This window comes from Arthrobacter globiformis (assembly GCF_030815865.1).
Taxonomy (GTDB): Bacteria; Actinomycetota; Actinomycetes; order Actinomycetales; family Micrococcaceae; genus Arthrobacter; species Arthrobacter globiformis_B.
The window spans coordinates 900,625-926,453 of sequence record NZ_JAUSXI010000001.1; the positions used below are offsets into that span (position 1 = coordinate 900,625).

The 25,829-nt window shown below is 65.7% G+C and carries 24 protein-coding genes and 1 pseudogene; 22 read left to right on the forward strand and 3 right to left on the reverse strand.

The window, feature by feature from the left end:
- Positions 1–33: 33 nt before the first annotated feature.
- The 10 genes from QFZ33_RS04215 to QFZ33_RS04260 all read left to right on the forward strand — a co-directional run bounded on the left by QFZ33_RS04215 (position 34) and on the right by QFZ33_RS04260 (position 12,632).
- A complete protein-coding gene (locus QFZ33_RS04215; RefSeq protein WP_307025131.1) occupies positions 34–1,095 on the forward strand; it encodes a LacI family DNA-binding transcriptional regulator in 1,062 nt (353 codons plus the stop codon).
- A 68-nt stretch (positions 1,096–1,163) separates the two neighbouring features.
- Positions 1,164–2,585, forward strand: a complete 1,422-nt coding sequence (gene uxaC / locus QFZ33_RS04220) for a glucuronate isomerase (protein ID WP_307025132.1) — start codon at positions 1,164–1,166, stop codon at positions 2,583–2,585.
- On the forward strand, positions 2,582–4,015 hold the full coding sequence (locus QFZ33_RS04225; RefSeq protein WP_307025133.1) for a mannitol dehydrogenase family protein: 1,434 nt from the start codon (positions 2,582–2,584) through the stop codon (positions 4,013–4,015). Before uxaC ends, QFZ33_RS04225 begins: the two co-directional genes overlap by 4 nt.
- Positions 4,016–4,265: 250 nt before the next feature.
- A complete protein-coding gene (uidA, locus tag QFZ33_RS04230) occupies positions 4,266–6,089 on the forward strand; it encodes a beta-glucuronidase (RefSeq protein WP_307025135.1) in 1,824 nt (607 codons plus the stop codon).
- Between the two features lie 55 nt (positions 6,090–6,144).
- Positions 6,145–7,584 carry a glucuronide transporter gene (uidB, locus tag QFZ33_RS04235; protein ID WP_307025137.1) on the forward strand — a complete coding sequence of 480 codons (1,440 nt, stop codon included), beginning with the start codon at positions 6,145–6,147 and terminating at the stop codon, positions 7,582–7,584.
- A 32-nt stretch (positions 7,585–7,616) separates the two neighbouring features.
- Positions 7,617–8,846 carry a D-mannonate dehydratase ManD gene (gene manD, locus QFZ33_RS04240; protein WP_307025138.1) on the forward strand — a complete coding sequence of 410 codons (1,230 nt, stop codon included), beginning with the start codon at positions 7,617–7,619 and terminating at the stop codon, positions 8,844–8,846.
- Entirely contained in the window at positions 8,843–9,379 is a 537-nt protein-coding gene (locus QFZ33_RS04245; protein ID WP_307025140.1) for a gluconokinase, read from the forward strand. The genes manD and QFZ33_RS04245 overlap by 4 nt, the downstream gene beginning before the upstream one ends.
- A 166-nt stretch (positions 9,380–9,545) precedes the next feature.
- Positions 9,546–10,808, forward strand: a complete 1,263-nt coding sequence (locus tag QFZ33_RS04250) for an FAD-dependent oxidoreductase (RefSeq protein ID WP_307025142.1) — start codon at positions 9,546–9,548, stop codon at positions 10,806–10,808.
- Positions 10,809–10,818: 10 nt separating this feature from the next.
- Positions 10,819–11,400: an orotate phosphoribosyltransferase gene (gene pyrE, locus QFZ33_RS04255; protein WP_307025145.1), complete on the forward strand. Its 582-nt coding sequence runs from the start codon at positions 10,819–10,821 to the stop codon at positions 11,398–11,400.
- Between the two features lie 182 nt (positions 11,401–11,582).
- Complete coding sequence (locus QFZ33_RS04260; RefSeq protein ID WP_307025148.1) at positions 11,583–12,632, forward strand: thioesterase domain-containing protein; 1,050 nt, start codon at positions 11,583–11,585, stop codon at positions 12,630–12,632.
- On the opposite strand, the gene QFZ33_RS04265 is transcribed toward QFZ33_RS04260, so the two are convergent.
- Entirely contained in the window at positions 12,629–13,459 is an 831-nt protein-coding gene (locus QFZ33_RS04265) for an HAD-IIA family hydrolase (RefSeq protein ID WP_307025150.1), read from the reverse strand. The genes QFZ33_RS04260 and QFZ33_RS04265 overlap by 4 nt on opposite strands.
- A gap of 52 nt (positions 13,460–13,511) precedes the next feature.
- Here QFZ33_RS04265 and QFZ33_RS04270 point away from each other — a divergent pair, with 52 nt between their 5' ends.
- The 5 genes from QFZ33_RS04270 (at position 13,512) to QFZ33_RS04290 (ending at position 16,914) form a co-directional block, all read left to right on the forward strand.
- A complete protein-coding gene (locus tag QFZ33_RS04270) occupies positions 13,512–14,198 on the forward strand; it encodes a TrmH family RNA methyltransferase (protein ID WP_307025153.1) in 687 nt (228 codons plus the stop codon).
- Positions 14,199–14,329: 131 nt separating this feature from the next.
- Positions 14,330–14,941 (forward strand): hypothetical protein, encoded by a 612-nt coding sequence (locus QFZ33_RS04275; RefSeq protein ID WP_307025154.1) that lies wholly within the window; start codon positions 14,330–14,332, stop codon positions 14,939–14,941.
- A complete protein-coding gene (locus QFZ33_RS04280) occupies positions 14,916–15,269 on the forward strand; it encodes a hypothetical protein (protein ID WP_307025156.1) in 354 nt (117 codons plus the stop codon). The genes QFZ33_RS04275 and QFZ33_RS04280 overlap by 26 nt, the downstream gene beginning before the upstream one ends.
- Positions 15,270–15,469: 200 nt before the next feature.
- Positions 15,470–16,489 (forward strand): class II fructose-bisphosphate aldolase, encoded by a 1,020-nt coding sequence (fbaA, locus tag QFZ33_RS04285; protein WP_307025158.1) that lies wholly within the window; start codon positions 15,470–15,472, stop codon positions 16,487–16,489.
- 2 nt (positions 16,490–16,491) lie between these two features.
- Positions 16,492–16,914, forward strand: a complete 423-nt coding sequence (locus QFZ33_RS04290) for a DUF3151 domain-containing protein (protein ID WP_214852411.1) — start codon at positions 16,492–16,494, stop codon at positions 16,912–16,914.
- A 176-nt stretch (positions 16,915–17,090) separates the two neighbouring features.
- On the opposite strand, the pseudogene QFZ33_RS04295 reads toward QFZ33_RS04290, so the two are convergent.
- Positions 17,091–17,727, reverse strand: a pseudogene (locus tag QFZ33_RS04295) (uracil-DNA glycosylase).
- A gap of 220 nt (positions 17,728–17,947) precedes the next feature.
- A complete protein-coding gene (locus tag QFZ33_RS04300; RefSeq protein WP_307025160.1) occupies positions 17,948–19,159 on the reverse strand; it encodes a cobalamin-independent methionine synthase II family protein in 1,212 nt (403 codons plus the stop codon).
- A gap of 404 nt (positions 19,160–19,563) precedes the next feature.
- Between QFZ33_RS04300 and QFZ33_RS04305 the strand changes: the two genes are divergently transcribed.
- The 7 genes from QFZ33_RS04305 (at position 19,564) to QFZ33_RS04335 (ending at position 25,399) form a co-directional block, all read left to right on the forward strand.
- Positions 19,564–20,853, forward strand: coding sequence for an adenylosuccinate synthase (locus QFZ33_RS04305; protein ID WP_307025162.1), 1,290 nt, complete (start codon positions 19,564–19,566; stop codon positions 20,851–20,853).
- Positions 20,854–21,093: 240 nt separating this feature from the next.
- Complete coding sequence (locus tag QFZ33_RS04310) at positions 21,094–21,630, forward strand: hypothetical protein (protein WP_307025164.1); 537 nt, start codon at positions 21,094–21,096, stop codon at positions 21,628–21,630.
- Positions 21,631–21,732: 102 nt separating this feature from the next.
- Complete coding sequence (locus tag QFZ33_RS04315) at positions 21,733–22,281, forward strand: RNA polymerase sigma factor (protein WP_307025166.1); 549 nt, start codon at positions 21,733–21,735, stop codon at positions 22,279–22,281.
- Positions 22,278–23,054 (forward strand): hypothetical protein, encoded by a 777-nt coding sequence (locus QFZ33_RS04320; RefSeq protein WP_307025168.1) that lies wholly within the window; start codon positions 22,278–22,280, stop codon positions 23,052–23,054. The genes QFZ33_RS04315 and QFZ33_RS04320 overlap by 4 nt, the downstream gene beginning before the upstream one ends.
- A 426-nt stretch (positions 23,055–23,480) precedes the next feature.
- Positions 23,481–23,882, forward strand: a complete 402-nt coding sequence (locus QFZ33_RS04325) for a VOC family protein (protein ID WP_307025169.1) — start codon at positions 23,481–23,483, stop codon at positions 23,880–23,882.
- A gap of 192 nt (positions 23,883–24,074) precedes the next feature.
- A complete protein-coding gene (locus QFZ33_RS04330) occupies positions 24,075–24,500 on the forward strand; it encodes a GNAT family N-acetyltransferase (RefSeq protein ID WP_307025172.1) in 426 nt (141 codons plus the stop codon).
- A 95-nt stretch (positions 24,501–24,595) separates the two neighbouring features.
- On the forward strand, positions 24,596–25,399 hold the full coding sequence (locus QFZ33_RS04335; protein ID WP_307025174.1) for an aminoglycoside 6-adenylyltransferase: 804 nt from the start codon (positions 24,596–24,598) through the stop codon (positions 25,397–25,399).
- Positions 25,400–25,829 lie beyond the last annotated feature (430 nt).

A 25,829-nucleotide genomic window follows, 5' to 3' on the forward strand; every position in this document is an offset into this window, starting at 1 on the left:
TTACTTGGGCGGGTTCCTCGTTAGGATGGGGCAGTGACTGAACCCAAGACGCCGGAAGCTGCCGCACCCCTAGGTCCGGCCAGGAAGCACGGCCGGGACGGCAAGTCCAACGCCACCATCTACGACATCGCCAAGCTTGCCGGCGTCAATCCGTCGACGGTCTCCCGGGCGCTCAGCAAGCCGGGCCGGGTCAGTGCCAAGACCCAGAAGCTCATCGAGGACGCCGCCGCGGAACTGAACTACCAGGTGAATCCCTTCGCCCGCGCCCTGCCGACGGGCCGCACCAACACGTTCGGGCTCATCGTCGCGGACATCACCAACCCGACGTTCTTCGAGATTATCCGCGGCGCCGAAACCACGGCCACCCTCCGCGACTACACCTTGGTGCTGGCAGAGTCCGCCGAATCCGCCGTAACCGAACTCACCGCAGCCCGCCGGATGATGGCCACCGTGGACGGCCTCATCCTCGCCAGCCCGCGCATGGACGACGATGACATCCGCGCCCTCGCCACCGACAAGCCCGTGGTGGTCATCAACCGCGAGGTGGACGGCGTGCCCTGCGTGGTCCCCGACGTCAACAAGGGCATCAGTGAGGCGGTGCGCAGCCTGGCCGCCAACGGCCACAAGAAGGTGGCCTTCGTCGCCGGGCCGCCGCAGTCCTGGATGTCCGCACGCCGCTGGGAAGGCGTCCAGTCAGCCTGCGAATGGTCCCGACTCGAGGCTGTGCGCCTGGAATCCGGCAAGCCAACGCTCGACGGCGGCAGGCAAGTGGCGCGCGACGTCCGGGACAGCGGCGCCACGGCCGTGCTGACCTACAACGACCTCCTGGCCATCGGACTCATGCAGGAACTCCAGGCCGCCGGCGTAGTGGTGCCGGACCAGATCAGCATCGTCGGCTTCGACGACATCTTCGGTGCCGATTTCACCACGCCGCCGCTCACCACTGTCCGTTCGCCGCTGGAGGAGTGCGGTTCGGGTGCCACCACGCTCCTGCTGGACCTGCTGCACGGCGACGGCGAACCTGCCGCCATCCTGCGCGTGGAGACGGAACTCGTGCTGCGCGGCTCGAGCGGAAGGCTGCTTCCAGGGCGGTAATTGCAACTCGAAATGGCAATTTTGGCAACCGGTTGACAAAAGGCGCGCCCAAGCCGGACCATTGACGTATGTCACAGTCGATTGCCGCCAACCCAAACAGGCTCCTGCCCGCGGACCCGGGAACGCGCAGCATTGCGCGCGACCTCCTGCAGCGCGTCCAGGACCTCCCCATCATTTCCCCGCACGGGCACGTTGACGCCGCCGTCATCGAGCGGAACACGCCCTTCCCGGACCCGGCGGCGCTGCTGGTCAGCCCGGACCACTACGTCACCCGCCTGATCCACGCCAGCGGCGTTCCCCTGGACCGGCTCCGGCAACCGGCCGCCAGCGAGGCAGGTTCCGAAGGGCCAGATTCCCGCGCCGTCTGGCGGGAATTCTGCAAGGCCTGGCCGCTGTTCGAGGGCACCGCCTCCGGCTACTGGCTCCGCACCCAGTTCAGCAGCGTCTTCGGCCTCGACCGGGACATCAGCGCCGAGACTGCCGACGCCAGCTACGACGCGATCTCCGCCAAGCTGCTGGAACCCGGCTTCCGGCCCCGCCAGCTCTTCAAGGACTTCAACATCGAGGTGCTGGCCACCACCGACGATCCCCTCGACGACCTTGCCAGCCACCGGGCGATCGCCGAGGATCCCACCTTCCACGGCCGCGTGCTGCCCACCTTCCGCCCGGATGCTTACCTGAACATTGCGCATCCCGCGTGGTCAGCGAACGTGGACCGGCTTATCGCCGCAGCGGGCGATGGCGGCACCGGCTATGCCGGCTATCTCACCGCCCTGGAAAACCGGCGCCGCTACTTCGTGGAGCACGGCGCAGTGTCCGCTGACCACGGCGTCCGGACCCCTGCCACCCTGAAGCTCGATGACGCCGACGCCGCGCGACTGTTCGACCGTGCCCGCTCCGGCGAGGCCACGGCGCAGGACCGCGACGCGTTCGAAGCGCACATGATGTATCAGATGGCGCGGATGTCCGTGGCGGACGGCCTGGTGATGACCATCCACCCGGGCTCGTACCGGAATCACCACGAGCAAACGTTCGAGAAGTTCGGCCCTGACACCGGCCACGACATCCCGTTCGCAGTCAATTACACCGAGGCGATCCGCCCGCTGCTGCAGGACTTCGGCACGGCCGAGGATTTCCACCTGGTGCTCTTCACCCTGGACGAGACGGTGTTCTCCCGCGAACTCGCCCCGCTGGCCGGCTTCTACCCGTCCGTCTACCTCGGTGCCCCGTGGTGGTTCCTCGACGCGCCGGACGCCATGCTCCGCTTCCGTTCCGCCGTCACCGAGACCGCCGGATTCTCCCGCTCCTCGGGCTTTATTGACGACACACGTGCCTTCTGCTCGATCCCCGCGCGCCACGACGCGTCCCGCCGTATCGAAGCTTCCTTCCTCGCCCGGCTGGTAGCCGAACACCGCGTCAGCGAGGAACGTGCCCACGAACTCATCGTGGACATCGTGGACGGATCGCCGCGAAGGGTCTTCAAGCTGTGAGCGTCGGAGTGCAGCCCGAAAAGGCTGCGGCCGTGGACCTGCCCAGGCTCGACCGCACCCTCCACCCAGCCGCCAAGGCCCCGATCCGCATCGTTCACCTGGGGCTCGGTGCCTTCCACCGCTCGCACCAGGCCTGGTACACCCACCGGGCCGCCGACGCCGCAGACTGGGGGATCGCCGCCTTCACCGGACGGCGCCCCGACGCGGCGCTGGCCCTGGCCGAACAGGACGGGCTCTTCACGCTGGTGGAACGTGCGGACGCGGGCGACTCCTTCGAGGTGGTCGGCAGTATCGTCGAGGCGGTGGACGGCGCTGACGTGCAGCGGCTGGCGGAGCTGGTCTCGGCCCCGCGGACCGCCGTCGTCACGCTTACCGTCACTGAGGCCGCTTACCGCCTTGGCGCCGATGGGCAGCCTGACCGCAGCGCTCCCGACGCCGTGGCCGACCTTGCGCTGCTGGCTTCCGGCAGCGGAAACCCGACGACGCCGCTGGGCCGGCTGGTGTTTGCCCTCGCCGCCCGCCGGGCGGCCGGGGCCGGTCCGCTCGCCGTCGTCTGCTGCGACAACCTCGCCAACAACGGCACCGTGGCCCACAATGCCGTGGCGGGCATCGCCGGGGCATGGGACCCTTTGCTCGCGGCGTGGATTGACGCCAACGTCAGCTTCGTCAGCACCTCGGTGGACCGGATCACGCCCCGCACTACGGATGCGGACCTGGCGGCTGTCGCAGAGTCGTGCGGCTACCGCGACACCTCGCCGGTGGTGGCCGAACCCTTCTCCAACTGGGTGCTCAGCGGGGACTTCCCCGCAGGCCGGCCGCGCTGGGAAGACGCCGGCGCCGTTTTCGTGGCGGACATCGAACAGTATGAGAACCGCAAGCTGTGGCTCCTGAACGGGGCGCACTCGCTGCTGGCCTACGCGGGGCGGTTGCGCGGCCACACCACGGTGGCGGAGGCCCTGGCCGATCCGCTGTGCCGGAAAGCCGTGGAAGAGTTCTGGGACGAAGCGGAAAGCAACCTGCATGGACCGGACCTGCAGATTCCCGCCTACCGGGAGGCCCTCCTGGCGCGCTTTGGCAATGCCCGGATTGCCCATCACCTGGCGCAGATCGCCATGGACGGCAGCACCAAGCTGCGGATGCGGGCGGTGCCGGTGCTGCAGGCCGAGCGTGCCGCAGGCCGGTCCGGCGCCGCCGCCGCGCTCATGATTGCCGCCTGGATGGACTTCACTGCCGCGGCGGCAACGGTCCATGACGCCCTGGGTGAGAGCGTGGCCGCAGCCAACCGGCTCCGCGGGTTGGGCGGGGGCGGCACGGAGCGGACCCGCGCGCTACTGGCCCTGGTGGACCCGGCCCTGGCCGGGGACGCCGTCGTCGTACAGCTGATTGAAGACCTGTGCGGAACGTTCTCGGAGCCGGCTGTCTCCGCCTAACGTCTTCGTACCTGCGGCACTGCCCGGCTTCCGGACCATAGGGAGCCGGGCAGTGGCGTTTTCCGGGCGCCCCTGCGCACCGCCATTTTGTAAAAGTTTCAAGGAATACTTGGCAACCGCTTGCCATTTGATTGCCAAGTGATTAGCATTACAACAAGAGCAAAACCCGGCCCGCCGCCGGAGCAGATATCTTTCCCCGGCTCAGTCCCGCAAGGCTCAGCCCGCAAAGACGCGATAGGACCCCAACACCATGCTTAAGCCACAGGCAAATGAAACCCGAGAGCTGATCAACCTCGACGGCCTCTTCCACTTCAAGGTGGACTTTGACCGGGCCGGGCACCGGGAGGAATGGTTCAAGGCCCCGCTGGCCACGGATCTCGAAATGGGCGTTCCCGCGAGCTACAACGATGTCTTCCCGGACAAAGCCATCCGCGACCACGTGGGCTACGTCTGGTACCAGCGTGAGGTGCGCGTGCCGCGCGGCTGGGCAGGGGAGCGGATCCACGTGCGCCTGGATTCCGCCACCCACGAAGGCATGGTCTGGGTCAACGACGTCCTGGTGGCCGAGCACACCGGTGGCTACATGCCGTTCAGCGCAGACATCACCGACCACGTCGAGGCCGGAAAGGCGTTCCGCCTCACGATCGCCGTGAACAACGAACTCACCCAGGCCACCATCCCGCCGGGCAGCATCACGGTCACGGAGGACGGACGCCGCCAGCAAAGCTACCTGCACGACTTCTACAACTACGCCGGCCTGCACCGCAGTGTGTGGCTTTACAGCACGCCTGCCGCCACCGTCGACGACATCACCGTGGTAACCGGCTTCGAAGGTACTGCCGGCACCGTCGACTACACCATCGCCACAGCGGGCGGCGCGGGCAGCGAAACGGTGACTGTTTCGCTCAAGGATGCCGACGGCGTCACGGTAGCCACCGCGGACGGCGCCACGGGCACCCTGGCGATTGACGGCGTCGTACTTTGGAAGCCAGGGGCCGCCCACCTCTACAGCCTGACCACTGAAATCCACGACGGCGGCCGGCTGGTCGACACGTACACCCTGCCGGTGGGCGTCCGGACCGTTGAGGTCAGCGGCAAGGAATTCCTCATCAACGGCGAACCGTTCTACTTCACCGGCTTCGGCATGCACGAGGACCATGTGGCCATCGGCAAGGGCCACAGCAACGCCCAGATGGTCAACGACTTCCAGCTCCTGGACTGGGTGGGTGCCAATTCGTTCCGCACGTCGCACTACCCCTACGCCGAAGAGGTCATGGACTTCGCCGACCGGCACGGCATCGTGGTGATCGACGAGACCGCCGCAGTGGGGCTGCACCTCGGCTTCGGCGCCGTGTTCGGCGGCATCGCCAAGAAGACCTACGTGGACGGCGGCGTGGACGCCAACACAGCGGCAAACCACCGCCAGGCCATCACGGAGCTCGTGGCCCGGGACAAGAACCACCCGTCCGTGGTGATCTGGTCCATCGCCAACGAACCCAACGGCTCCGAGGAAGGCGCCCGCGAGTACTTCCAGCCGCTGGCGGAACTCACCCGCCAGCTGGACCCTACCCGTCCCGTCGGCTACGTCAACGTCATGTTCGACACCCCGGACAAGGAACTGCTGGGCGACCTCTTCGACGTCATCATGCTCAACCGCTACTACGGCTGGTACCTGAACAACGGCGACCTCGAAACCGCCGAGCAGGTCCTGGAAAAGGAACTGCGCGAATGGGAAGCCAAGTACGGCAAGCCCATGATCATGACCGAGTACGGACCGGACACGATGCCCGGCTTCCACTCCATTTACGAGCAGCCCTGGAGCGAGGAATACCAGGCCGCCTTCCTGGCCATGTACCACCGGGTCTTCGACCGCGTGGACGCCATGGTGGGCGAGCAGGTCTGGAACTTCGCAGACTTCCAGACCTCCAACGGCATCATGCGCGTGGACGGCAACAAGAAGGGTGTGTTCACCCGGGATCGCCGGCCCAAACCCGCCGCCTTCGCCCTGCGCCAGCGCTGGACCGCACTTGCGGGCAGCAAGAACGTCAGCGGCGAGACCCTCAGCAACCCCTAGCGCTTTTCACATTTTGCGCCGGCCTCGGGCCGGCACCGGGTAAAGGAGCCCATTCATGAAAAAGCTGAACAAGCTCAGCATCATCGGCTACGGAGCCGGGGATGCCGCCAACAACCTCGCTTTCACCACGGCCACCATGTTCCTGCTGGTGTACTACACGGACGTCGCCGGCATTTCTGCGGCAGCAGCAGGTACGCTGCTGCTGGTCGTCAGGATCTTCGATGCGTTCGCCGATGTCTTTGCCGGCCGCATGGTGGACCGCAACTACAGCAAGCGCTTCGGGAAGTTCCGTCCGTTCATCATGTTCGGCTCGATCCCGCTGCTGCTCCTGAGCGTGGCAACCTTCTCCGTCCCGCAGCTGGGCGAGTCCGGAACCCTGATCTACGCCTACGTCACCTACGCCGCCCTTGGCCTGGCCTACAGCCTGGTCAACATCCCCTACGGCTCGCTCGCCGGCGCCATGACCCAGGACCCGGGCGACCGTGCCAAGCTGGGATCGGCCCGGATGGTTGGCGGTCTGCTGGTGGGTTCGGCCCTCGGCATTTTCGTGGCACCCCTCATCAAGCCTGGCGCTGACCTGCAGGCAACCTTCACCACCATCACCCTGGTGTTCGTCGGGATCGGCACGGTCCTATACTTCTTCACCGTCCTCACCGCCAAGGAACGCGTCCACCGCGCCGTTCCGAACGTCTCGCTCAAGCAGAGCATGGAAACCCTAAAGGGCAACAAGCCCCTCCTGATGCTGTGCATCAGCTCCTTCTTGTTCCTCTCCGGCTACCTGGCACTTACCTCCGTGCAGCTGTACTACCTGCGGGACGTCCTCGGCCGCCTGGACTTGTACCCGGTGCTGTCCATCATCCAGCTCGTCCTGACCTTCGTTCTGGCCGCGTTTATGCCCAAGTTGGTCCGCAACATCGGCAAGAAACACATCTACATTTACTCCTCCCTGATCACTGTCGTCGGCGGTGTGGTTATTTTCTTCACGCCGGCAAGCCAGGTCATGATCGGCTTTGCCGGCCTGGTGCTCAGCCTCGTAGGCGTCCTCGCAATGAGCATCGTGGTGTGGGCCCTCGAAGCCGACACCGTGGAATACGGCGAATGGAAGACCGGCGTCCGCACCGAGGGCATCACCTACGCCTTGTTCTCCTTCACCCGCAAGACCGGCCAGGCCGTGGGCGGAGCCCTTGCCGCGTACGCACTCGCGTTGGGCGGCTACAAGTCCGGTGGGGTCGCCCAGACCCCGGACGCGGTGTTCGGCATTCAGGTCGCAGCGGGTGCACTACCTGCCGTACTGACAATCCTCGCGGTATTGGTCATGACCAAGTACACGCTGACCGATGCCAAGCACGCCGAGATCCTCACGGAGATCCGGGCCCGCCGCGAAAGCGGCGATGCCCCCAAAAAGGCCGGTGCCGCCGTCGAACCCTCCACTGACGACACAGACGGCACCGAAACAGCCACGTCCACGAAGCCGCTCGCGGCGCCCACCAACTGACCCCTGAACCTGTCCATCCGAAAGGACCTGTTGTGAAAATCATTGCCGCGGAAGTCTTCGTGACGAGCCCCTCCCGTAACTTCGTGACCCTTCGTATTACTACGGAGGACGGTGTGACCGGCATCGGTGATGCCACGCTGAACGGCCGCGAACTCGCGGTGGCGGCGTACCTGAAGGAACACGTCGCGCAGCTGCTGATCGGGAAGGACCCGCACCGGATCGAGGACACCTGGCAGTTCCTGTACCGGTCCTCGTACTGGCGCCGCGGCCCGGTCACGATGGCCGCGATCGCCGCCGTGGACATGGCTTTGTGGGACATCAAGGGCAAGCTGGCCGGCATGCCGGTCTACCAGCTGCTCGGCGGGGCGTCCCGCAACGGGCTGCGCGCCTACGGCCACGCGTCCGGTTCGGACATCCCGTCCCTGTTCGACTCCGTCCGGGAGCACCTGGAACTCGGGTACAAGTCGGTCCGGATTCAGACCGCCGTGCCCGGCATCAAGGCCGTGTACGGGGTGGCCGCGCAGGCGCAGGCATCGGGGGAGCGGTACGACTACGAACCGGCCGGGCGCGGTGCGTTCCCGGTGGAGGAGGACTGGGACACCCGCGCCTACCTGCGCCACCTGCCAGCCGTGTTCGAGGCGGTCCGGAACGAGTTCGGCCCGGAACTGCCGCTGCTGCACGACGGCCACCACCGCATGACGCCGATCCAGGCCGCGAAGCTGGGCAAGGCGCTGGAACCGTATGACCTGTTCTGGCTCGAGGACTGCACCCCGGCCGAAAACCAGGAGGCACTGCGCCTGGTCCGCCAGCACACCACCACGCCGCTGGCCATCGGTGAAATTTTCAACACCGTGTACGACTACCAGAGCATCATCAAGGAACAGCTGATCGACTACGTCCGGGCAGCCTCCACCCACTTCGGCGGCATCAGCCCACTGAAGAAGGTGATGGACTTCGCCGCGCAGTACCAGATCAAGTCCGGCTTCCACGGCCCCACCGACATTTCCCCGGTCGGGTTCGCCGCGCAGCTGCACGTGGGCCTGGCGATCCACAACTACGGCATCCAGGAATACATGCAGCACTCGGCCGCCACGAACGAGGTGTTCGAGCAGTCCATGACGTTCACGGACGGTTACCTGCACCCGGGCGACAAACCCGGCATCGGCGTCGAATTCAACGAGGAAGCCGCAGCCGCCTACCCGTACCAGCAGGCCTACCTGCCCTACAACCGCCTCGTCGACGGAACGGTCCACGACTGGTGAGCGGGCACTCCCCGGCCAGCGGCCTCCGTGTGATTGTCATGGGCGTGTCCGGCTGCGGCAAGACCACCATCGGCGACCTCCTGGCACGCGAGCTAGGGGTTCCTTTCCTCGACGGCGACTCGCTGCACCCGGTGGAGAACGTCACAAAGATGGCCGCCGGCACGCCGCTGACAGACGAGGACCGCTGGCCCTGGCTTGCGATCGTGGGCCGGGAACTGGCGGCTGCCGGCCCGGACGGGCTGGTCCTCGCCTGCTCGGCGCTGAGGCGCAGCTACCGGGATGCGATCCGGGAACAGGCTCCGGACACCCTGTTCCTGCACTTGCACGGCAGCAAAGAGGTCCTGACCGCCCGCACCGAGGGACGGACCGGCCACTTCATGCCGCCAGCCCTCCTCGAGTCGCAACTGGCCACGCTCGAACCGCTTCAGGCCGATGAGGCGGGCGTGTTGGTGGACATTGCCGCACCGGTTAACGCCGTCGTCCAACAGGCGATGTCCGGCCTCAACCGCCTGGGCTGCCGCGCAGCCAGCTAGCCACCGCGCAGCCAGCTAGCCACCGCGCAGCAAGCTGACCACCGCGCAGCAAGTTGGCCACGGCGCGTCAACAGCGCGAACGGACACTTGAGGACCCGCGATCCGGGGCTTAAGTGTCTGTTCGCGCTCTGTGCTCGCGTGCACCGGGAGGCGTACCGTATGGCTCATGGAGAGTACAGGGTGCGCGGTGGTGGGCGGCGGGCCGGCCGGCATGATGCTGGGCCTCTTGCTGGCGCGGGCCGGCGTCGAGGTCACCGTCCTCGAAAAGCATGGCGACTTCCTCCGGGACTTCCGCGGCGACACCGTCCATGCCTCCACCATCCGGCTCATCGACGAACTCGGACTCGGGGCCGAGTTCCGCGAACTGCCGCAAAGCCGGCTGCGCAATGTCGCCTTCCCGGTGCCCGGCGGCGGCCTCGTCACGCTGGGCAATTTCGCCGCGCTCCGGCCGCCGTACAACTACATCGCCATGATGCCGCAGTGGGACTTCCTGAACTTCCTGGCCCGCGCCGCCGAGCATGAGCCGACGTTCACGCTCCTGATGGAGCACAAGGCTACGTCCCTGATGTCCGACGGCGGACGGGTCACCGGTGTCCGGTACCTCACCCCGGACGGCACCGAAGGTGCCCTCCGCGCAGACCTCGTGGTGGCCACGGACGGCAGGCATTCGGTGCTGCGCCAGGCGGCCGGCCTGAAATCGAAGGACTACCCGGTGCCGTTCGACACCTGGTGGTTCAAGCTGCCGCGGGCCGGGTCCGAACAGGGGGAGGTGGCCGGGATCGTTCCGGCCTTCGGCGACCGCGCCGGCGTCATCGCCCTGTTCCGGGACACCTATTACCAGATGGGCTACTTCGCCCCGAAAGGCTCCGGCGCCCGTATTCAGCGTGAGGGGGTGGAACGGTTCCGGGAGCGAATCGCCGCGCTGCGCCCTGACCTTGCCGACAGGGTGGATGCGATCGGTTCGCTGGACGACCTTCACTGGCTTGATGTCCGGCTGGACCGCCTGCGGCGCTGGTATGTCGACGGGCTGCTGTGCATCGGCGATGCCGCGCATGCGATGTCCCCGGCCGGCGGGGTGGGGATTAACCTGGCTATCCAGGACGCCGTGGCCGCGGCCGCCCGGCTTGCCCCCGCGTTGCTGCGCGGCAATGTCACAGTGAAGGATCTTGCGGCCGTGCAGCGGCGGCGGCTGCTGCCCACCGTGATCATCCAGTCTGTCCAGCGCTTCATGCACCGCGGCGTCTTTGTCCCGCTCTTCACCGGCAAGAGGTCGGGAGCGCCGCCGGTGATGATGTACCTCGCCCAGCACGTGCCCGTCCTGATGCGGCTGCTGCCCCGGATGATCGCGATAGGACCGTTGCCCGAGCACGCGCCCGCCTTTGCCAGGCGGGTGGACGCGGGGCCCGGCAAGGCACCCGGCACCGACTAAACTGGAGCCCATGACTGCCACCCCGGACTCGCTTTCCGACACCGCTGCCCGTGCCCGACTTCTGGAACTGATCAAGGAGCTCGCGGTTGTCCGCGGCAAGGTCATTCTGTCCAGCGGTGCCGAGGCCGACTACTACATCGACCTGCGCCGCATCACCCTGCACCACGAGGCCTCCAAGCTGGTTGGCCAGGTCATGCTGTCCCTGATCGACGACGCCGGCATCGGTTTTGAGTGCGCCGGCGGCCTCACGATGGGGGCAGACCCGGTGGGCACCGCCGTCATGCACGCCGCCACCGACGCCGGCCGGGCGGTCGACGCGTTCGTGGTCCGCAAGGCGCAGAAGTCGTACGGTATGGGCCGCCAGGTGGAGGGTCCGTCCGTCGAGGGCCGCAAGGTCCTGGTGCTTGAGGACACCTCCACCACCGGCGGCTCGGCCCTGACCGCCGTCGAGGGCGTTCGCAACGCCGGCGGCAACGTCGTGGCTGTCGCCGTCATTGTCGACCGCGACACGGGAGCCAAGGAAAAGATCGAAGCCGAAGCCGGCGTGCCGTACCTGTACGCCTTCAGCAAGGACGAGCTCGGCCTGAGCTGATCTTCGCCTGAGCTGCGCTGGCAGCGGAGCGGACGCCTGGAGCGGACCGTTGGAGCGGACCGTTGGAGCGGACGACGGCGGGACCTCCCGCCGTCGTCCGCTCCGCTTTTTTGGCCTAAGCCTTTGGGCCGAAGGCCCAGCCCGCTTGTGCTGCCCCGCTGGGCTGTGCCTAGGGTAGTCCAGTGCCATACGAAGGGGCCGCGGGCCAGACCGGCCAGCAGAAGCCGCCGGGCGCAGACGCTGCCCGGCTTCTCCGGCGTGCCGCGAACCTCAAACGCTTCTCCCGCCGGACCTTCCTGACTGGCGCCGGCGCCTCCACTGTCCTCGCCGCAGACATGCTGTTCACGAAGCGCGTGCAGGAGGAGCGGCAGGTCCATAAGATCCTCATGGTCGAGGACGGCTTCGCGCAGAGCTACTTTCCGAACGCCAGCTGGATCCTGTTCCCCGGCTACAAGACAAGCTGGGAAGAGGCCCAGTGGATCCTCAACTCGCTCCGCGGAAGCCTCCGGCTGCGCGGCCAGCTCGCGGCGGCCGGGTATTCGAACCTCGGACTGGACATCGACCAGCTGGTCATCGCGGTGATTGAGCACGTACGGGCACACAACCTCACCACGCTCTACTTCTACGGCCACAGCTTCGGCGGGATGGTGGCGACGCAGGTGGCAGCCCGGCTGCTGGAGCTGCATGGCGTCAAGGTTGAGCTGATCGTGCTCGACTGCAGCCCCTACAGCAAGTTCGACGTCCTGGACCAGAGCTGGTTCGACGGCGTGGTGTTCCTCTACGAAAGCGGCTTCCGGATCCCCTCCGTGCTGCGCGGGGGCTACGAGCTGGGGGAGCGGGTGGTCCACAAGGACGAGCGCTCGTGGCGGCAGATCCTCGACCAGACGCTGGAGCAGCTGTCCCCGATCGCACCCTCCAGCGTGCTGGTCCAGACAGAATCCGCCTACATCTACCACTTCGATGCCACGCGCTTTGCGGGCCAGATCGGCGATACCCGCATGGCCTACATCGGAAATCCCCGGGACCAGACCGTCAACTACCGGACGGCCCGTGATTCCTGGGCGCACACGTTCGCCGCCAACATGGTCGCAGCCGACCGGCAGACCACGGGCGCACTGCCGGCACACGCGAGCCCGGGCTGGAACCCGTTCGTGTACCGGCCCATCCTCGAGGACCTGGAGAACGAGATCTTCCCGCTGCCCGGAGGCGGCGGGAAGATGACCCCGTTCTAGATCTGGCTCTTGAGGTCCGCCACGGAGTTCAGCACCTGGTTGGGCCGGAACGGGTAGGCGGCGATTTCGTCGCGCTGCGTGATGCCGCTGAGCACCAGCACGGTGTGCAGCCCGGCCTCCATGCCCGCGATGATGTCGGTGTCCATGCGGTCGCCGATCATCGCGGTGGTCTCTGAGTGTGCATCGATCTGGTTCATGGCCGAGCGGAACATCATGGGGTTCGGCTTGCCCACAACGTACGGTTCCCGGCCTGTCGCCTTGGTGATCAGTGCGGCGATGGCGCCCGTTGCGGGCATCGGACCGTCTTTGGAGGGGCCGGTGGCGTCCGGGTTGGTGGCGATGAAACGCGCCCCGGCGAGGATCAGCCGGATCGCCATGGTGATTGCCTCGAAGGAGTACGTGCGGGTTTCTCCGAGCACCACAAAGTCGGGGTTCTGGTCGGTGAGGATGAAGCCGGCCTCGTGGAGCGCCGTCGTCAGTCCTGCCTCGCCGATGGTGTACGCGCGGTTGCCGGAATCCGAGCCCTGCACCTGGTCCTTCAGGAACTGGGCAGTGGCCAGGGCCGACGTCCAGATGTTCTCCTCCGGGATTTCCAGGCCGGAGGCCCGCAGCCGGGCGGCGAGGTCGCGCGGTGTGAAGATGGAGTTGTTGGTCAGGACCAGGAAGCGCTTTGAGGTGTCCACCCAGCGCTGGACCAGCTCCGCGGCCCCGGGAACGGCCTGATTCTCATGCACCAGGACGCCGTCCATGTCGGTGAGCCAGCACTCAATGTCCTGGCCGCTGCGGTACACCGCCGCCGATGTCTTTACCTTGTCCGCTTCTGCCATGTCATTCCTTCACCGAGATGTTTGCCTTCGGAGCCCAGTCTAGTGTTGAGGGGTGACGCAAACGCCCGGGACACCCGAACCCCAACCAGAACCAACCCAGCCAGAACAGAACGGGACGCCGGAGCCAAAGCCTGAGGTCGGCGTCGGGCCCTGGGAGGGTGAATGGCCGGAGGGCGACCACTGGGATCCGGACCTCCTGACCGACGGCGACCGGCGCAACGTCGTGGACAAGTACCGGTACTGGAAGCACGAGGCGATCGTCGCGGACCTGGACGCCAAACGGCACGACTTCCACATCGCCATCGAGAACTGGCAGCACGACCTCAACATAGGCACCGTGGTGCGCACCGCCAACGCGTTCCTCGCCAAGGAGGTCCACATCATCGGACGACGGCGGTGGAACCGCCGCGGGGCGATGGTCACCGACCGCTACCAGCACGTCCGCCACCACCCCACCGTGGAGGACTTCGTGGCCTGGGCGCAGGGGGAGGGGCTGGCCATCATCGGGATCGACATCTTCCCTGACTCCGTTCCCCTGGAGACCTACGAAATGCCGCAGAAATGCGTGCTGGTCTTCGGGCAGGAAGGCCCGGGGCTGACCCCCGAGGTGCATGAGGTGGCGGAGGCCACGCTGTCGATCGAGCAGTTCGGATCCACGCGTTCCATCAACGCAGGCTCGGCCGCGGCGATCGCCATGCACGCCTGGGTGCGCCGGCACGTGTTCGGCCAGCACGTCTGACTCCCGCCGGGATGGCACTTCGCGGCAGTGTTTGCCGCGCGGACTGCCGTGAAGTGCCAACTCGACGCGGGTACGGCAGCTTTCCCTGTGGATAACCCCGGTGGCCGCTGACTGGGCGGCAACAATTGAGCATGCGCAAGGCACCGCTTCCCGAACACCTGAGGAAAGGTTCCTTCTCCCTCCGCGCCGCGGACAAGGCAGGGGTCAGCAGAACCCGCACCGAGGCCAAGGACCTTGCCACCGTTTCGCGGGGAATCCGGATGCACCTCGACTCGGAGGCTTCCGGAGCCGCCGCGCTGCGCGCGTACACCGAGATTGACGACGCCTCGGTGCTCGCCTTCGGCTCCGCAGCCCGGGTCCTGCAGGCCGGCCTGCCAGCATGGCTTGAGGCGGACTGGCGCATCCACGTGGCCCGACGCCGTGGTTTCAGCACGCCCCGAAGGGCAAACGTGGTGGGTCACCTCCTCACGCTGCTCCCCGGCGAGGTCATTGAGTACGACGGCGTCCGGCTCACCTCGCCTGCCCGAACTTGGCTGGACCTGGCCTCGGTCCTGAACGTAGATGAACTCGTCGTGGCCGGCGACTCACTTGTGTGCTCGCATGGCCCTGACTTTCCGAAACCGCGCGAGCCGCTGTGTAATGTTGGGGACCTTCGCGAGATCATCGGCCGGCATCCGGCATCCGGGAACGCGTGGCGTACGCACGGCCAGAGCCGCCGTGGAACTCGTCCGCGTTGGCTCTGACTCCCAGCCCGAAACGAGGATGCGCCTTTACCTGGTCAGGGGAGGGCTGCCCGAACCCGTCTTGAACCATGTGGTGACGAGCGTCTATGGAAGCCCGGCGCTTTGGCCCGATGCCGCGTATCCAGTCCAGCGGGTGGCAGTCCAGTATGAGGGCTCGCACCACAACGCGGCCGACCAGTACCTGCGGGATATCCGGCGGGCGGACATTGCGGCAGAACGTGGCTGGCTTGAGGTCCGGGTGTCGAAGTTCGACCTCGCCGGAGACCGTCCCGCCGTCGTCGGCAAGGTCAGGGCGGCGTTGCAGAGCCGAGGCTGGCGCGCGAGATGACACTTCGCGGCAGTGTTTGCGCCTGAGACTGCCGTGAAGTGCCATCTCAGTGGCGGCACCGGCTCTCAGTGGCAAGTGTTACCCGGCCGGGTGACGCGAACCACGGCCCGTGGAAAGAAATGGCTAGGATGGTTCCTAGCCGACGAGGTTCACTCCAGGGTCAACCCAACCCGCAGACGAAATTCGATTTAGGAGTCAGCATGCCCATTGCAACCCCAGATATCTATGCCGACATGATCGACCGCGCCAAGAAGGGCGGCTTCGCGTTCCCGGCCGTCAACGTCACCTCTTCCCAGACCCTGAACGCGGCCCTGCGCGGTTTCGCCGAGGCCGAGTCTGACGGCATCGTCCAGGTCTCCACCGGTGGTGCTGCGTACTGGTCCGGAGCCTCCACCAAGGACATGGTTGCCGGTTCGCTGGGCTTCGCCGCTTTCGCCCGCGAGGTGGCCAAGAACTACAACGTGAACATTGCGCTGCACACGGACCACTGCCCCAAGGACAAGCTGGACGGTTTCGTCCTGCCTCTGCTGGCTGCTTCCGAGGCCGAGGTCAAGGCCGGACGCAACCCGCTGTTCAACTCGCACATGTGGGACGGCTCCGCCGAGACCCTGGACGAGAACCTGCGCATCGCCCGCGAACTGCTTGAGCGCACTGCGGCCGCCAAGATGATCCTCGAGGTTGAGATCGGCACCGTCGGCGGCGAGGAGGACGGCGTCGAGAACGAGATCAACGAGAAGCTTTACACCACGGTCGACGACGCCCTCGCCACCATCGAGGCCCTCGGCGCCGGCGAGAACGGCCGCTACATCACCGCACTGACCTTCGGCAACGTGCATGGCGTGTACAAGCCGGGCGGGGTGAAGCTGCGCCCGGAGATCCTGAAGGACATCCAGGCCCAGGTCGGTGCCCGGATCGGCAAGGAGAACCCGTTTGACCTGGTGTTCCACGGCGGCTCCGGCTCCTCCGACCAGGAAATCGCGGACGCCGTGTCCTACGGCACCATCAAGATGAACATCGACACGGACACCCAGTACGCGTACACCCGTCCAGTGGTAGACCACATGTTCCGCAACTACGACGGTGTCCTGAAGGTGGACGGCGAAGTGGGCAACAAGAAGACCTACGACCCCCGCGTCTGGGGAGCCTCCGCCGAGGCCGGCCTCGCCGCCCGGGTTGTCGAAGCAACCCAGCAGCTGGGCTCCGCGGGCAAGACCTTCTAGTCATGTCCGACGAGTTCCGTAAGAACCTCATGGGTCCTGAGCCCACGCTTCTGCCCGCCGAGACTGAGGTCTACGCGCAGCTGGAGTCGGGCCAGGAGGCACTGGACCTCGTGGAAAAGCACCCCACGTCGTCGCTGTTGTGGGCCGTGCTGGCCGAGGAGGCGTGGTCGGAAGGCCGCACCATCGATTCCTATGCCTATGCGCGGGTCGGCTACCACCGTGGCCTGGACTCGCTCCGCCGCAACGGCTGGCGGGGCGTCGGGCCCATCCCGTGGGAGCACGAGCCCAACCGCGGCTTCCTGCGGGCGCTTTACTCGCTGGGCCGCGCCTCCGCCGCCATCAACGAGGCGGAGGAGCCCCAGCGCATCGAGAAGTTCCTCAACGACTCGGACCCCGTGGCCAAAGCTGCCATCGAGGGCAAGTAATACAACTGAGTTAAATACGACGGCGGGCGGTCACCTTCTCCTGGAAGGTGACCGCCCGCCGTCGTTGATGGGGCCGAACCGCTGCTCAAGCCGGTCCGCTGGCGAGCTTGTCGAGACCCGGATGTGGGGCCTGATATCGGCAAGCTCAATCAGCGGAGGTTATGCTTCACCGACGCTTAGCTGGCGGCCTTCGCCAGGCCGGTGCGGGCCATCGCGTCGGCGTAGGCAACCTGCATCTCGTCGAGGTACTGCTTCTGCCGCTCGGGGCTTCCTGCGAAGGAGCGGCCGCTCAGCGAACGGACCTTGTAGGTCTTGAGCCCCCGGCGCCAGAGCAGCGGAACCTCGGTCTTGAGCAGCAGGCCGGCGAGGCGGTTGGCCTCGGTGCCGTGGGCCACGATGACCGAGGCGCGGGGGACCAGTGCCAGAAATTTCAGCAGCGGCTTGAGGCCGGCCTGAATCTGGTCGGGGGGTGAACTTGCCGTTCGGCTCATCCCCCGTGTGCCACGGGTGGACGTTCCACGGCATGATGTACTCCGGCCGCAGGCCCAGCTTCCACTGGAGGCCCAGCATGCGGGTGGCAGCATCGTCGTCGCCCGGCATGATGAAGCCGGTGGGCGATGCCGCGCCGATGTTGGAGAAGAGGCTAATGATGCGGCATTCGTCGACGTCGTGCGCGGGGTCGACGTACGGCACCTGGGTGCCCGGCTTGGTGCTCTGCAATGTATCGCAGAGCTCATTGACAGCGGCAACGTTGGGCTCGTAACGGCGCCTCAGAAGCTGTTCATGGAAAGATTCGGTAGCCAGGGCTGTCATGTGGTGGTGTGTCTCCTGCAGGTGGGTCGCGCTGCCGCGCCGCAGGGCCGGCACGCCGCAGGCATGCCGAGTGCGGCGTGATTTGAAATAAGGTGTGGACCGGTAGCTGACCGGTTCACTCCAGTTTAGCAAGGCGACACAACCGAGAACCCCGCCCCCGCGCGCCGCCGTGGCCGACACGCGGGGGGAAGGGCCTGCAGGGCAGCAAATGCGGGCTAAATCACTTCCAGAGCCGTTTGGTGGCGAGGCGTGCGCCTTCTCCGAGAGCCTCAAGTTTCGCGACGGCGATCTGCGGGTGGACGCGGCCGCCGAGGCCGCAGTCGGTGGAGGCGATAACGTTCTCGCGTCCCACGAGCCTGGCGAAGCGTTCGATCCTGTCCGCCACCAGTTCCGGATGCTCCACGACGTTGGTGGCGTGCGAGACAACGCCAGGAATGATGACCTTGCCCTCGGGAAGCTTGGTGTCTTCCCACACCCGCCATTCGTGCTCGTGCCGGACGTTGGCTGCCTCAAACGAGTAGCCGCCTGCATTGATCTGCAGGACGGAGCTGATGATGTCGGCAAAGGGGATGTCAGTGGTGTGGGGGCCGTGCCAGGATCCCCAGCAGACGTGCAGCCGGATCTGGTCCTGGGGCAGGTCGCGCAGGGCCCAGTTGGTGGCCTCGACCCGGAGCTGGATGAAGTTGAGGTAGTCCTCGAGGCTGGGCTCGGGGTTGATCTGGTCCCAGCTTTCCGCCAGCGACGGGTCATCGAGCTGCACGGTCAGCCCGGCGTCGATGATTGCCTTGTATTCCTCCCGCATGGCGTCGGCGCAAGCGTAGACCAGTTCCTCTTCGGTCTTGTAGTAGTCGTTGGCAACCCGTGCGCAGGAACCGGGCGAAAGCGACGCGACGAAACCCTCGGTGAGGCCGGCTGCCTGCATGCCGGTCTTGAGGTTGGCGACGTCCGAGGCCACGAGGTCCTGCCCGGTGTAGGTCAGCGGACCGGCGATCTTGGGCTGCGCGACGCTCTTGCGGTGGGCGAGGATCCCGGACGAGGGATCGCTGTAGGCGTCGTTGAACTTCTGCCTGTCCCGGCGGTCCGGGAAGGAGGTCAGGACGATGTTGCCCGGCCCGGAACGGTGCACCTCGGCATCGGCCCAGCGGTCCACGTTGGTGGGTTCGAGGCCGCCGAGGCGCGCGAACGAGTAGTTCCACCAGGCGCCGTAGTCAACGCTGCTGGACATCGCGTGCCCGTATTCGCCGTCGTTGGGGATGTGGATGCCCAGGTCCTTTTGGCGCTGGACGATGTCCACCACGGAGGTTTCCAGGAGGTCCAGGAACTCGGGCGTGATGCCGTCGGCTTCCTTGGCAGCGTTGGCGGCGATGAGCTCCGGGGTGCGGGGCAGGGATCCGGCGTGGGTGACGCGGATGTGGTCGGTGTTCAGTGACAAGGCAGGGTTTCCTTTCCATCGGTCCTGGCGGTAGCACCTTTACGGACGGCAGGCGCAGGGGCGCTGCCTTCGGTGCAAGGTTGCTGCGGCGTCAGCGATCCAGGTCTCTCGGCCGCTCCGGATGGTTCACTCTCACTTAAGTCTCCGGATGGAGACAGTGGCAAATCGCAGGCGGAATGTGTCGCCGGAGTCTCCGTCACGGGCGAAACACCAAAAGCCATACTTTTGCCCCTCATCCGCTAAACTTGGGTGGTAAGAGCCCCGGAACTCTTGCGTCCCTTCCCCCGTCAACGCCGCGGGTTCGGGCGACGAATTCGGGGCATTCTCATGAACGGCGCCGACCTCCGGTTGAAGCACCTCGGTGATCCATCCGGACCAGGCCCGAACGAATGGGGGAGGATCCCATGCCAGCAATCGTGATCGTCGGAGCCCAGTGGGGCGACGAAGGAAAAGGTAAGGCCACCGACCTGCTTGGCGGCCGCGTCGACTACGTAGTGAAGCCGAACGGCGGCAACAACGCCGGGCACACCGTCGTCGTAGGCGGCGAGAAGTATGAGCTCAAGCTCCTTCCGGCCGGTATCCTCAGCCCCAACGCCGTCCCCATCATCGGCAACGGCTGCGTCGTCAACCTCGAGGCACTTTTCCAGGAGATCGAGGGCCTCGAAGCCCGCGGCGCGGACACCTCCAAGCTGCGTGTCTCCGCCAACGCCCACCTTGTGGCCCCGTACCACCAGGTGCTGGACAAGGTCACCGAACGCTTCCTCGGCAGCCGCGCCATCGGCACCACCGGCCGCGGCATCGGGCCTACGTACATGGACAAGGTTGCCCGCCTGGGGATCCGCGTCCAGGACGTCTTCGACGAGTCGATCCTGCGCCAGAAGGTGGAAGGGTCGCTGCGCCAGAAGAACGAGCTTCTGGTCAAGATCTACAACCGCCGCAGCATCGAGGTGGATGAAGTGGTCAATTACTTCCTCTCCTTCGCCGACCGGCTACGCCCCCTGGTCATCGACAGCACCCTCGTGCTGAACACCGCCCTGGACGAGGGCAAGGTGGTGCTCATGGAGGGCGGCCAGGCCACGTTCCTCGACGTCGACCACGGCACTTACCCGTTCGTCACCTCCTCCAATCCCACCGCCGGCGGCGCCTCTGTAGGCTCGGGCATCGGCCCCACCCGCATCTCGCGGTCCATCGGCATCATCAAGGCGTACACCACGCGCGTCGGCGCGGGCCCGTTCCCTACGGAGCTCTTCGACGAGATGGGCATGTACCTGCAGAAGACCGGCGGCGAATTCGGCGTCAACACCGGACGCCCGCGCCGCTGCGGCTGGTACGACGCCGTCCTGGCCCGCCACGCCTCCCGCGTTAACGGCTTCACCGACTACTTCGTCACCAAGCTGGACGTCCTCACGGGCATCGAACAGATCCCGGTGTGCGTGGCTTACGACGTCGACGGCGTCCGGCACGACGAGATGCCCATGACCCAGACGGAATTCCACCACGCCGCGCCCATCTTCGAATACTTCGAAGGCTGGACCGAGGACATCACCGGCGCCCGCACGCTGGCTGACCTGCCCGAGAACGCCCGCAACTACGTGCTGGCCCTCGAGAAGCTGTCCGGCACGCGCTTCTCCGCGATCGGCGTCGGACCGGACCGCGACCAGACCATCGTGGTCAACGATCTGATCAACGACTGACGCCGGAAGCGTCCGGCAGCAACAGCTCAAGCAAGCAGTTCCCGACGGCGGCGGGTCACCTCACGGTGGCCCGCCGCCGTCGTGCTTTCAAGGGAGAAAACATCCCGTCAGAAAAAAGTTTTCGGAACCGCGTAACCTGCTGGCCCGCCGCTGCGATTACGTATATGTAAGCGCCGGGCAGGAGGTTGTCCCCCATCGGCCTCCGGCCCGGCCTTCAATCAACCAAAGGATTTTTTTCTGATGAAGAGTGTTAGCAAGACCACCAAGATTGCTGTCGGCGCCGCCATCCTCGCTGTTGGAGGTTTCTCCAGCATCGGACTGGCCAACGCTGCCCAGGTGTCCAGCTCGCAGCATGCAGAGGTGACCCCCGCTACGCCCGCCACGCCGGCCGTTCCTACCACCCCCGAGGTTCCGGCAGCCCCCGCCGTACCGGCCACGCCGGCCACCCCGACGGTTCCTGCCGCCCCGGCCGCCAAGGCCAAGGCTGCCGGCGAAGCTGCGGACGCAGCCGACGCCGCAGTGGAAGCTGACAAGGACAACGCTGCCGCCAACGCCAACGCCAACGTCTCCGCCGGGGACAAGGCTGCAGGCGCCAACGTGAACGCCGCCACCCCTGCTGTTCCCGGTGGCGCCGGCGTTCCGGCCACCCCGGCCGTTCCCGCCACCCCGGCTGTGCCGAACGTTGCGGACCACGTGGCCAAGCCGGCCGCACCGTCCGTCGCTGCAGACGCTGACGTCAAGGCTGACGCTGCTGCCGACCTGCCCACCGGCAAGTAGTCCGCAGCAAGCGAACAGGGCGTTCCCCGAATAGGGGCGTGAGGTGTGCGGCGGCTAGGCTTACTACCGCCGCACACCTGCAGTAAAGGGAAGGACAGCTCCTTGGCAGCTCAGCTGACCGACGACGAATTGTCAGCAGCCCTTTCTGGCGACCCCTCCGGCTTCACCGCCGTCTACAGCATCATTTCGCCCGCAGTCCTCGGCTATTTCCGCGCCCGCGGGGTGGACGACGCCGAAGCCCTCACGCAGGACGTCTTCGTGGATGTCCTGCCCAAGCTCAGCAATGTCAGGGGCGGCCACTCCGGGTTGCGGACATTCATCTTTTCCGTGGCTCATGCCCGGCTCGTGGACTATCACCGCCGGTCCGCGAGAACGCCGCAGCTTACCGAATTCGACCCGCTCTTGGATGAACGTCGGTCGAGTTCCGCCGAGGACGAGGTGCTCGGTTCGCTGGGCGGAATCACTTCATCACTTGCCATGCTCAACGACGACCAGCGGGAAGTGCTGGTCCTGCGGATCGTGGCGGACCTTTCGGTCGAACAGGTGGCCGGCATCATGGACAAGACCCCCGGGGCCATCAAACAGCTCCAGCGCCGCGGGCTGATAGCCCTGCGCGAACTCGTCAAGGAAAAGGACCACGCAGCATCATGAGTGTCACGCCGGCAGGCCGCGAAGAAGGAGAGATCCAGGCGATCCTCCTGGATTCCGGGCTCGAAGACGACGCCGATCTCCGCAGGTCCCTCGAAGAACTGCGCGGGCTCGCCCAGGACTCCGCACCCCAACCGCGGGCCGATCTCGCCGCGATGCTCGCACACGGGGCATCCGCTTCAGGCGTATCCGCGTCAGTCTTGCCTGCCCAGGGCCCAGCCATGCGACGCGCCGCCTCCAACGTAGACAGCCTCCAACTGCACCGCCGCAACCGGCAGCGGCGCATGGGCTTTGTGGTGGGCGCCGCAGTGGTCGGTGCCATGGGGCTTGGGGCTGGCGCTGTCGCAGCCTCCAGCGAGGACTTCCGCAACAGCGTAAGCCATACCGTGGTTCGAATCTTCCAGCCGACCAGCGAGACAACCGCGCCGACGCCGGTGCCCACGTCGCCCGCCGGCATTCCGGCGGCTCCGGGGCCAACTGTTGCTGCACCCAAGCCATCGGTTACCGGGACGGCTGCTTCGCCGTCGGCACCTGTGACGCCCGCCCAGACGGATCCGGCTCCCTCGAACGGTTCATCGAACTCTTCGGCGGCGGACGGTTCATCCCACGGGGCGGCGAAGGGCCAGACGCCGTCGCCCGGCCGGCCCAGCCAGCTGCCCACAGTCCCAGGAACCGGCGTGGCTCCCAAGCTTCCGGCCAAGCCGTTGCCGGCAGTGCCTACGCTGCCGGGAGGCATGCCGACCGTCCCGGCCAAGCCGGTCCCCGGCACGCCTTAAACCGAGCAACCCGAGTTTTTGTACACTTGTTGTCAATTTCAGAAGTTGACTGCGCAAACCTTCCTGTAGTTCGGGGGTGTGCAGATGATTTGTGAGCACTGGCCGGGCGGTACTCCTCTGCACGAGGGTCGCTGCTGTTCGGTACTCCTGTTCCCAAAGGAGCAAGGCAAGGACGCCGATCCGTTTCGCATTGCTGCTCGGGGACAGCTGACGATGTCGGATGCCGCGTGTGAACAGGCCCGGAGCCGGGCTGCGGTGATCGGGGCGTTGGTGGCGCGGGGCACCGTAGGGATTGCGGCCGCCGACAGGGCCGCGGTGGAGCTCGGCGCCCAGAAGATTAGCCTGCTGCCGGTCCGTGGACTGCTGCCGCGTCGAACACGTTAGCGCTGAAGCACGATCCAGTGAGGCGACCTATAGAGTGGGCGCATGGCGACCCTTCAGCCCTATGTCATTTTTCCCGGAACGGCTCGGGCAGCGCTCACCTTTTACAGGGACGTTTTCGGCGGTGAGCTTTCTTTACATACGTACGAGGACTTTGGCAGGAGCGACGGCGCGTTAAGCGCGATAGCTCACGGTGAGCTCCACGGCTTAGTTGCTTTGGCCGGAGCCGATGCAGCAGCCGGCGAGAAATCGGTCCAGGTCGAAGGCCTCATGCTCTCGGTGCTGGGAACCGCTGAACCGGAAGTTCTCCATGAATGGTTCGACAAACTCTCTGTTGGTGGTTCGGTGGTCGATCCCCTGGCGCCGAAGCCCTGGGGAGCGTCAGATGGCCAAGTTATCGATCGTCACGGACTTCACTGGCTCGTTGGATATGAGCACGGGGCGTGAACGGAGAGGGTGTCTCGGTTCCAAGGAACTGGAACACCCTCCGTCGTGGATGCCTCCGATTAGGTGTTCCGGGGTAGGAAAGACGAGTGTGGCCTACGAACTGCACTCGGAATTGACCGCCAAGGACCTGGCGCATTGCCTGATCGAGGGCGACAACCTGGATATGACCCATCCTGCGGCGAAACTGCCCTAATGGCTTCCAACGGTTCAAAACTGGTCGTTCGATTCAACGTGGACGACGCTTCACTTTCTCAACTCCATGCAGATGCCTTCGGCGCACCATTCCGCATGACTCCCTGGAGGGAACGCCTCGAACTGCATAGCGTCAGCTGGGTAGGCGCTTTCGAAGGAGAGCAACTAGTGGGCTTCGTTCACGCCGCATGGGACGGCGGTTCACACGCCTTTCTTCTCGACACGGCAGTAGCTCCCGATTACCAAAGTCAGGGCATCGGAACCGCAATCGTTAAATCCTTGATAGCGGACATCGCCAACCGAGGTTGTCAGTGGGTGCATGTGGACTATGAGCCGCACCTCGCTACGTTTTATCGCCAGGCTTGTGGATTCACACACACAGAAGCCGGCCTACTCGAACTGGCTCATAACACTCCTGGCACATAGAGGAGTTAAGAAAACCTTTAAAGTCCCAGTTGGAAGAACCTGGGACGGCCCCTGCGGCTTCGGGAAGTTCTAGGAGTAACTGGAAGAATCGTTGGATGACTCTAATCAGCGCTGACGTCCCAGCTCGGCTGCGACCGGCCCTCCTTCAACTGCTCGCAGCGTGCAGTGACGACGGTCGAGTGCGTGCTGCATGGCTGGAGGGCTCGTTTGCGCGCGGCGAGGCCGATGCATGGAGCGACATCGATTTGCACCTCATCGTTGAGGAACCTGACACGTTCGGCGCTGTTGAATGGCTGGGCTCGCTGATGCCTTTGGTGCTGGCGGATGCCATCCCGGGTATAGCCCGGGCCTTCATCTGTCTTACTCCTGACTGGGTCCACGTCGACCTGAACCTCCATTCACTGGAAGATGAGCTGCGCCAGGGCACCATGCGGCAAGTACTTGTGGATAAAGACGCACTGGTGGCCAGCGAATATGCGGCGGGGGTCTCCTCTGCAGAGCCCTTCTTTCCGGGGCAGCAGGCCCAAATCTTCCTCTACCTGATGGGTAGCACCGTCACGGCCCTCCACCGGAACGACCTCCTTGCACTCTCACAAACAACAGTGATGATGCGCGACGGTCTGTTGATCCCGCTGATGCTGGCTGAGAACGGGATCGTGATCGGGACCGGTGCCAAACGAATTGCGCGTCATCTGACCAGGGAGCAACAGGACTGTCTGGCGCGGCTGCCAGCCATCGGGCTCACCGAGACTGGCCTGCGGGAGGCGCAACGAGCCTTGGCTGCGGAGTACTTGGTCAGAGCCCGCCAACTCGCGGACGTATGTCACGCCGCTTGGCCGGCCGAGCTGGAACGGGCTGCCAAACGGTTGTGGCGGCACGAACTCGAGATCGACTTATAGGGAGTCCCCCTTTACAGCAGCCTGCCCGGTGGAGCCGGCAGGCCGCTGGGCGAGGAGTTCTGCCAGGTCGAGCGCAGTGCAGATCACTTCTGAAATGAACCGCGGGAACAGCTCGTACTACGATCGCTACGGGTACAAGGGCTCCAAGAATCGTGTGCATCGACTGCAAGCAGGACGGCCGCGACGTTCCGGAACGGAAGAACTGGGACTGGCGCTTGTTGGCCCCAAACGGCCTGAAGTCGCGGTACGTGTACAAAAACTCCTAGCGAGCCCGGACGCTGAGGGGGGTAACCGGGCGGAAAATAAGTTTTTGAAAAAGTTTTGGAATCGGCGTAACCCTTTCGGGTTCCCCGTCGATTACCGAAGTGAGAGTGCCGGGCTGGAAGTTGTCCCCCATCAAATTCCAGCCCGGCATTTTAATGTCTTCGGT

What these genes read in the sequence shown, in the direction of transcription:
- uxaC (WP_307025132.1), top strand. Translation starts at nt 1,164, where the DNA reads ATGTCACAGTCGATTGCCGCCAACCCAAACAGGCTCCTGCCCGCGGAC.
- uidA (WP_307025135.1), top strand. Translation starts at nt 4,266, where the DNA reads ATGCTTAAGCCACAGGCAAATGAAACCCGAGAGCTGATCAACCTCGAC.
- uidB (WP_307025137.1), top strand. Translation starts at nt 6,145, where the DNA reads ATGAAAAAGCTGAACAAGCTCAGCATCATCGGCTACGGAGCCGGGGAT.
- QFZ33_RS04250 (WP_307025142.1), top strand. Translation starts at nt 9,546, where the DNA reads ATGGAGAGTACAGGGTGCGCGGTGGTGGGCGGCGGGCCGGCCGGCATG.
- pyrE (WP_307025145.1), top strand. Translation starts at nt 10,819, where the DNA reads ATGACTGCCACCCCGGACTCGCTTTCCGACACCGCTGCCCGTGCCCGA.
- QFZ33_RS04265 (WP_307025150.1), bottom strand. Translation starts at nt 13,459, where the DNA reads ATGGCAGAAGCGGACAAGGTAAAGACATCGGCGGCGGTGTACCGCAGC.
- QFZ33_RS04275 (WP_307025154.1), top strand. Translation starts at nt 14,330, where the DNA reads ATGCGCAAGGCACCGCTTCCCGAACACCTGAGGAAAGGTTCCTTCTCC.
- fbaA (WP_307025158.1), top strand. Translation starts at nt 15,470, where the DNA reads ATGCCCATTGCAACCCCAGATATCTATGCCGACATGATCGACCGCGCC.
- QFZ33_RS04290 (WP_214852411.1), top strand. Translation starts at nt 16,492, where the DNA reads ATGTCCGACGAGTTCCGTAAGAACCTCATGGGTCCTGAGCCCACGCTT.
- QFZ33_RS04305 (WP_307025162.1), top strand. Translation starts at nt 19,564, where the DNA reads ATGCCAGCAATCGTGATCGTCGGAGCCCAGTGGGGCGACGAAGGAAAA.
- QFZ33_RS04310 (WP_307025164.1), top strand. Translation starts at nt 21,094, where the DNA reads ATGAAGAGTGTTAGCAAGACCACCAAGATTGCTGTCGGCGCCGCCATC.
- QFZ33_RS04320 (WP_307025168.1), top strand. Translation starts at nt 22,278, where the DNA reads ATGAGTGTCACGCCGGCAGGCCGCGAAGAAGGAGAGATCCAGGCGATC.
- QFZ33_RS04325 (WP_307025169.1), top strand. Translation starts at nt 23,481, where the DNA reads ATGGCGACCCTTCAGCCCTATGTCATTTTTCCCGGAACGGCTCGGGCA.
- QFZ33_RS04330 (WP_307025172.1), top strand. Translation starts at nt 24,075, where the DNA reads ATGGCTTCCAACGGTTCAAAACTGGTCGTTCGATTCAACGTGGACGAC.
- QFZ33_RS04335 (WP_307025174.1), top strand. Translation starts at nt 24,596, where the DNA reads ATGACTCTAATCAGCGCTGACGTCCCAGCTCGGCTGCGACCGGCCCTC.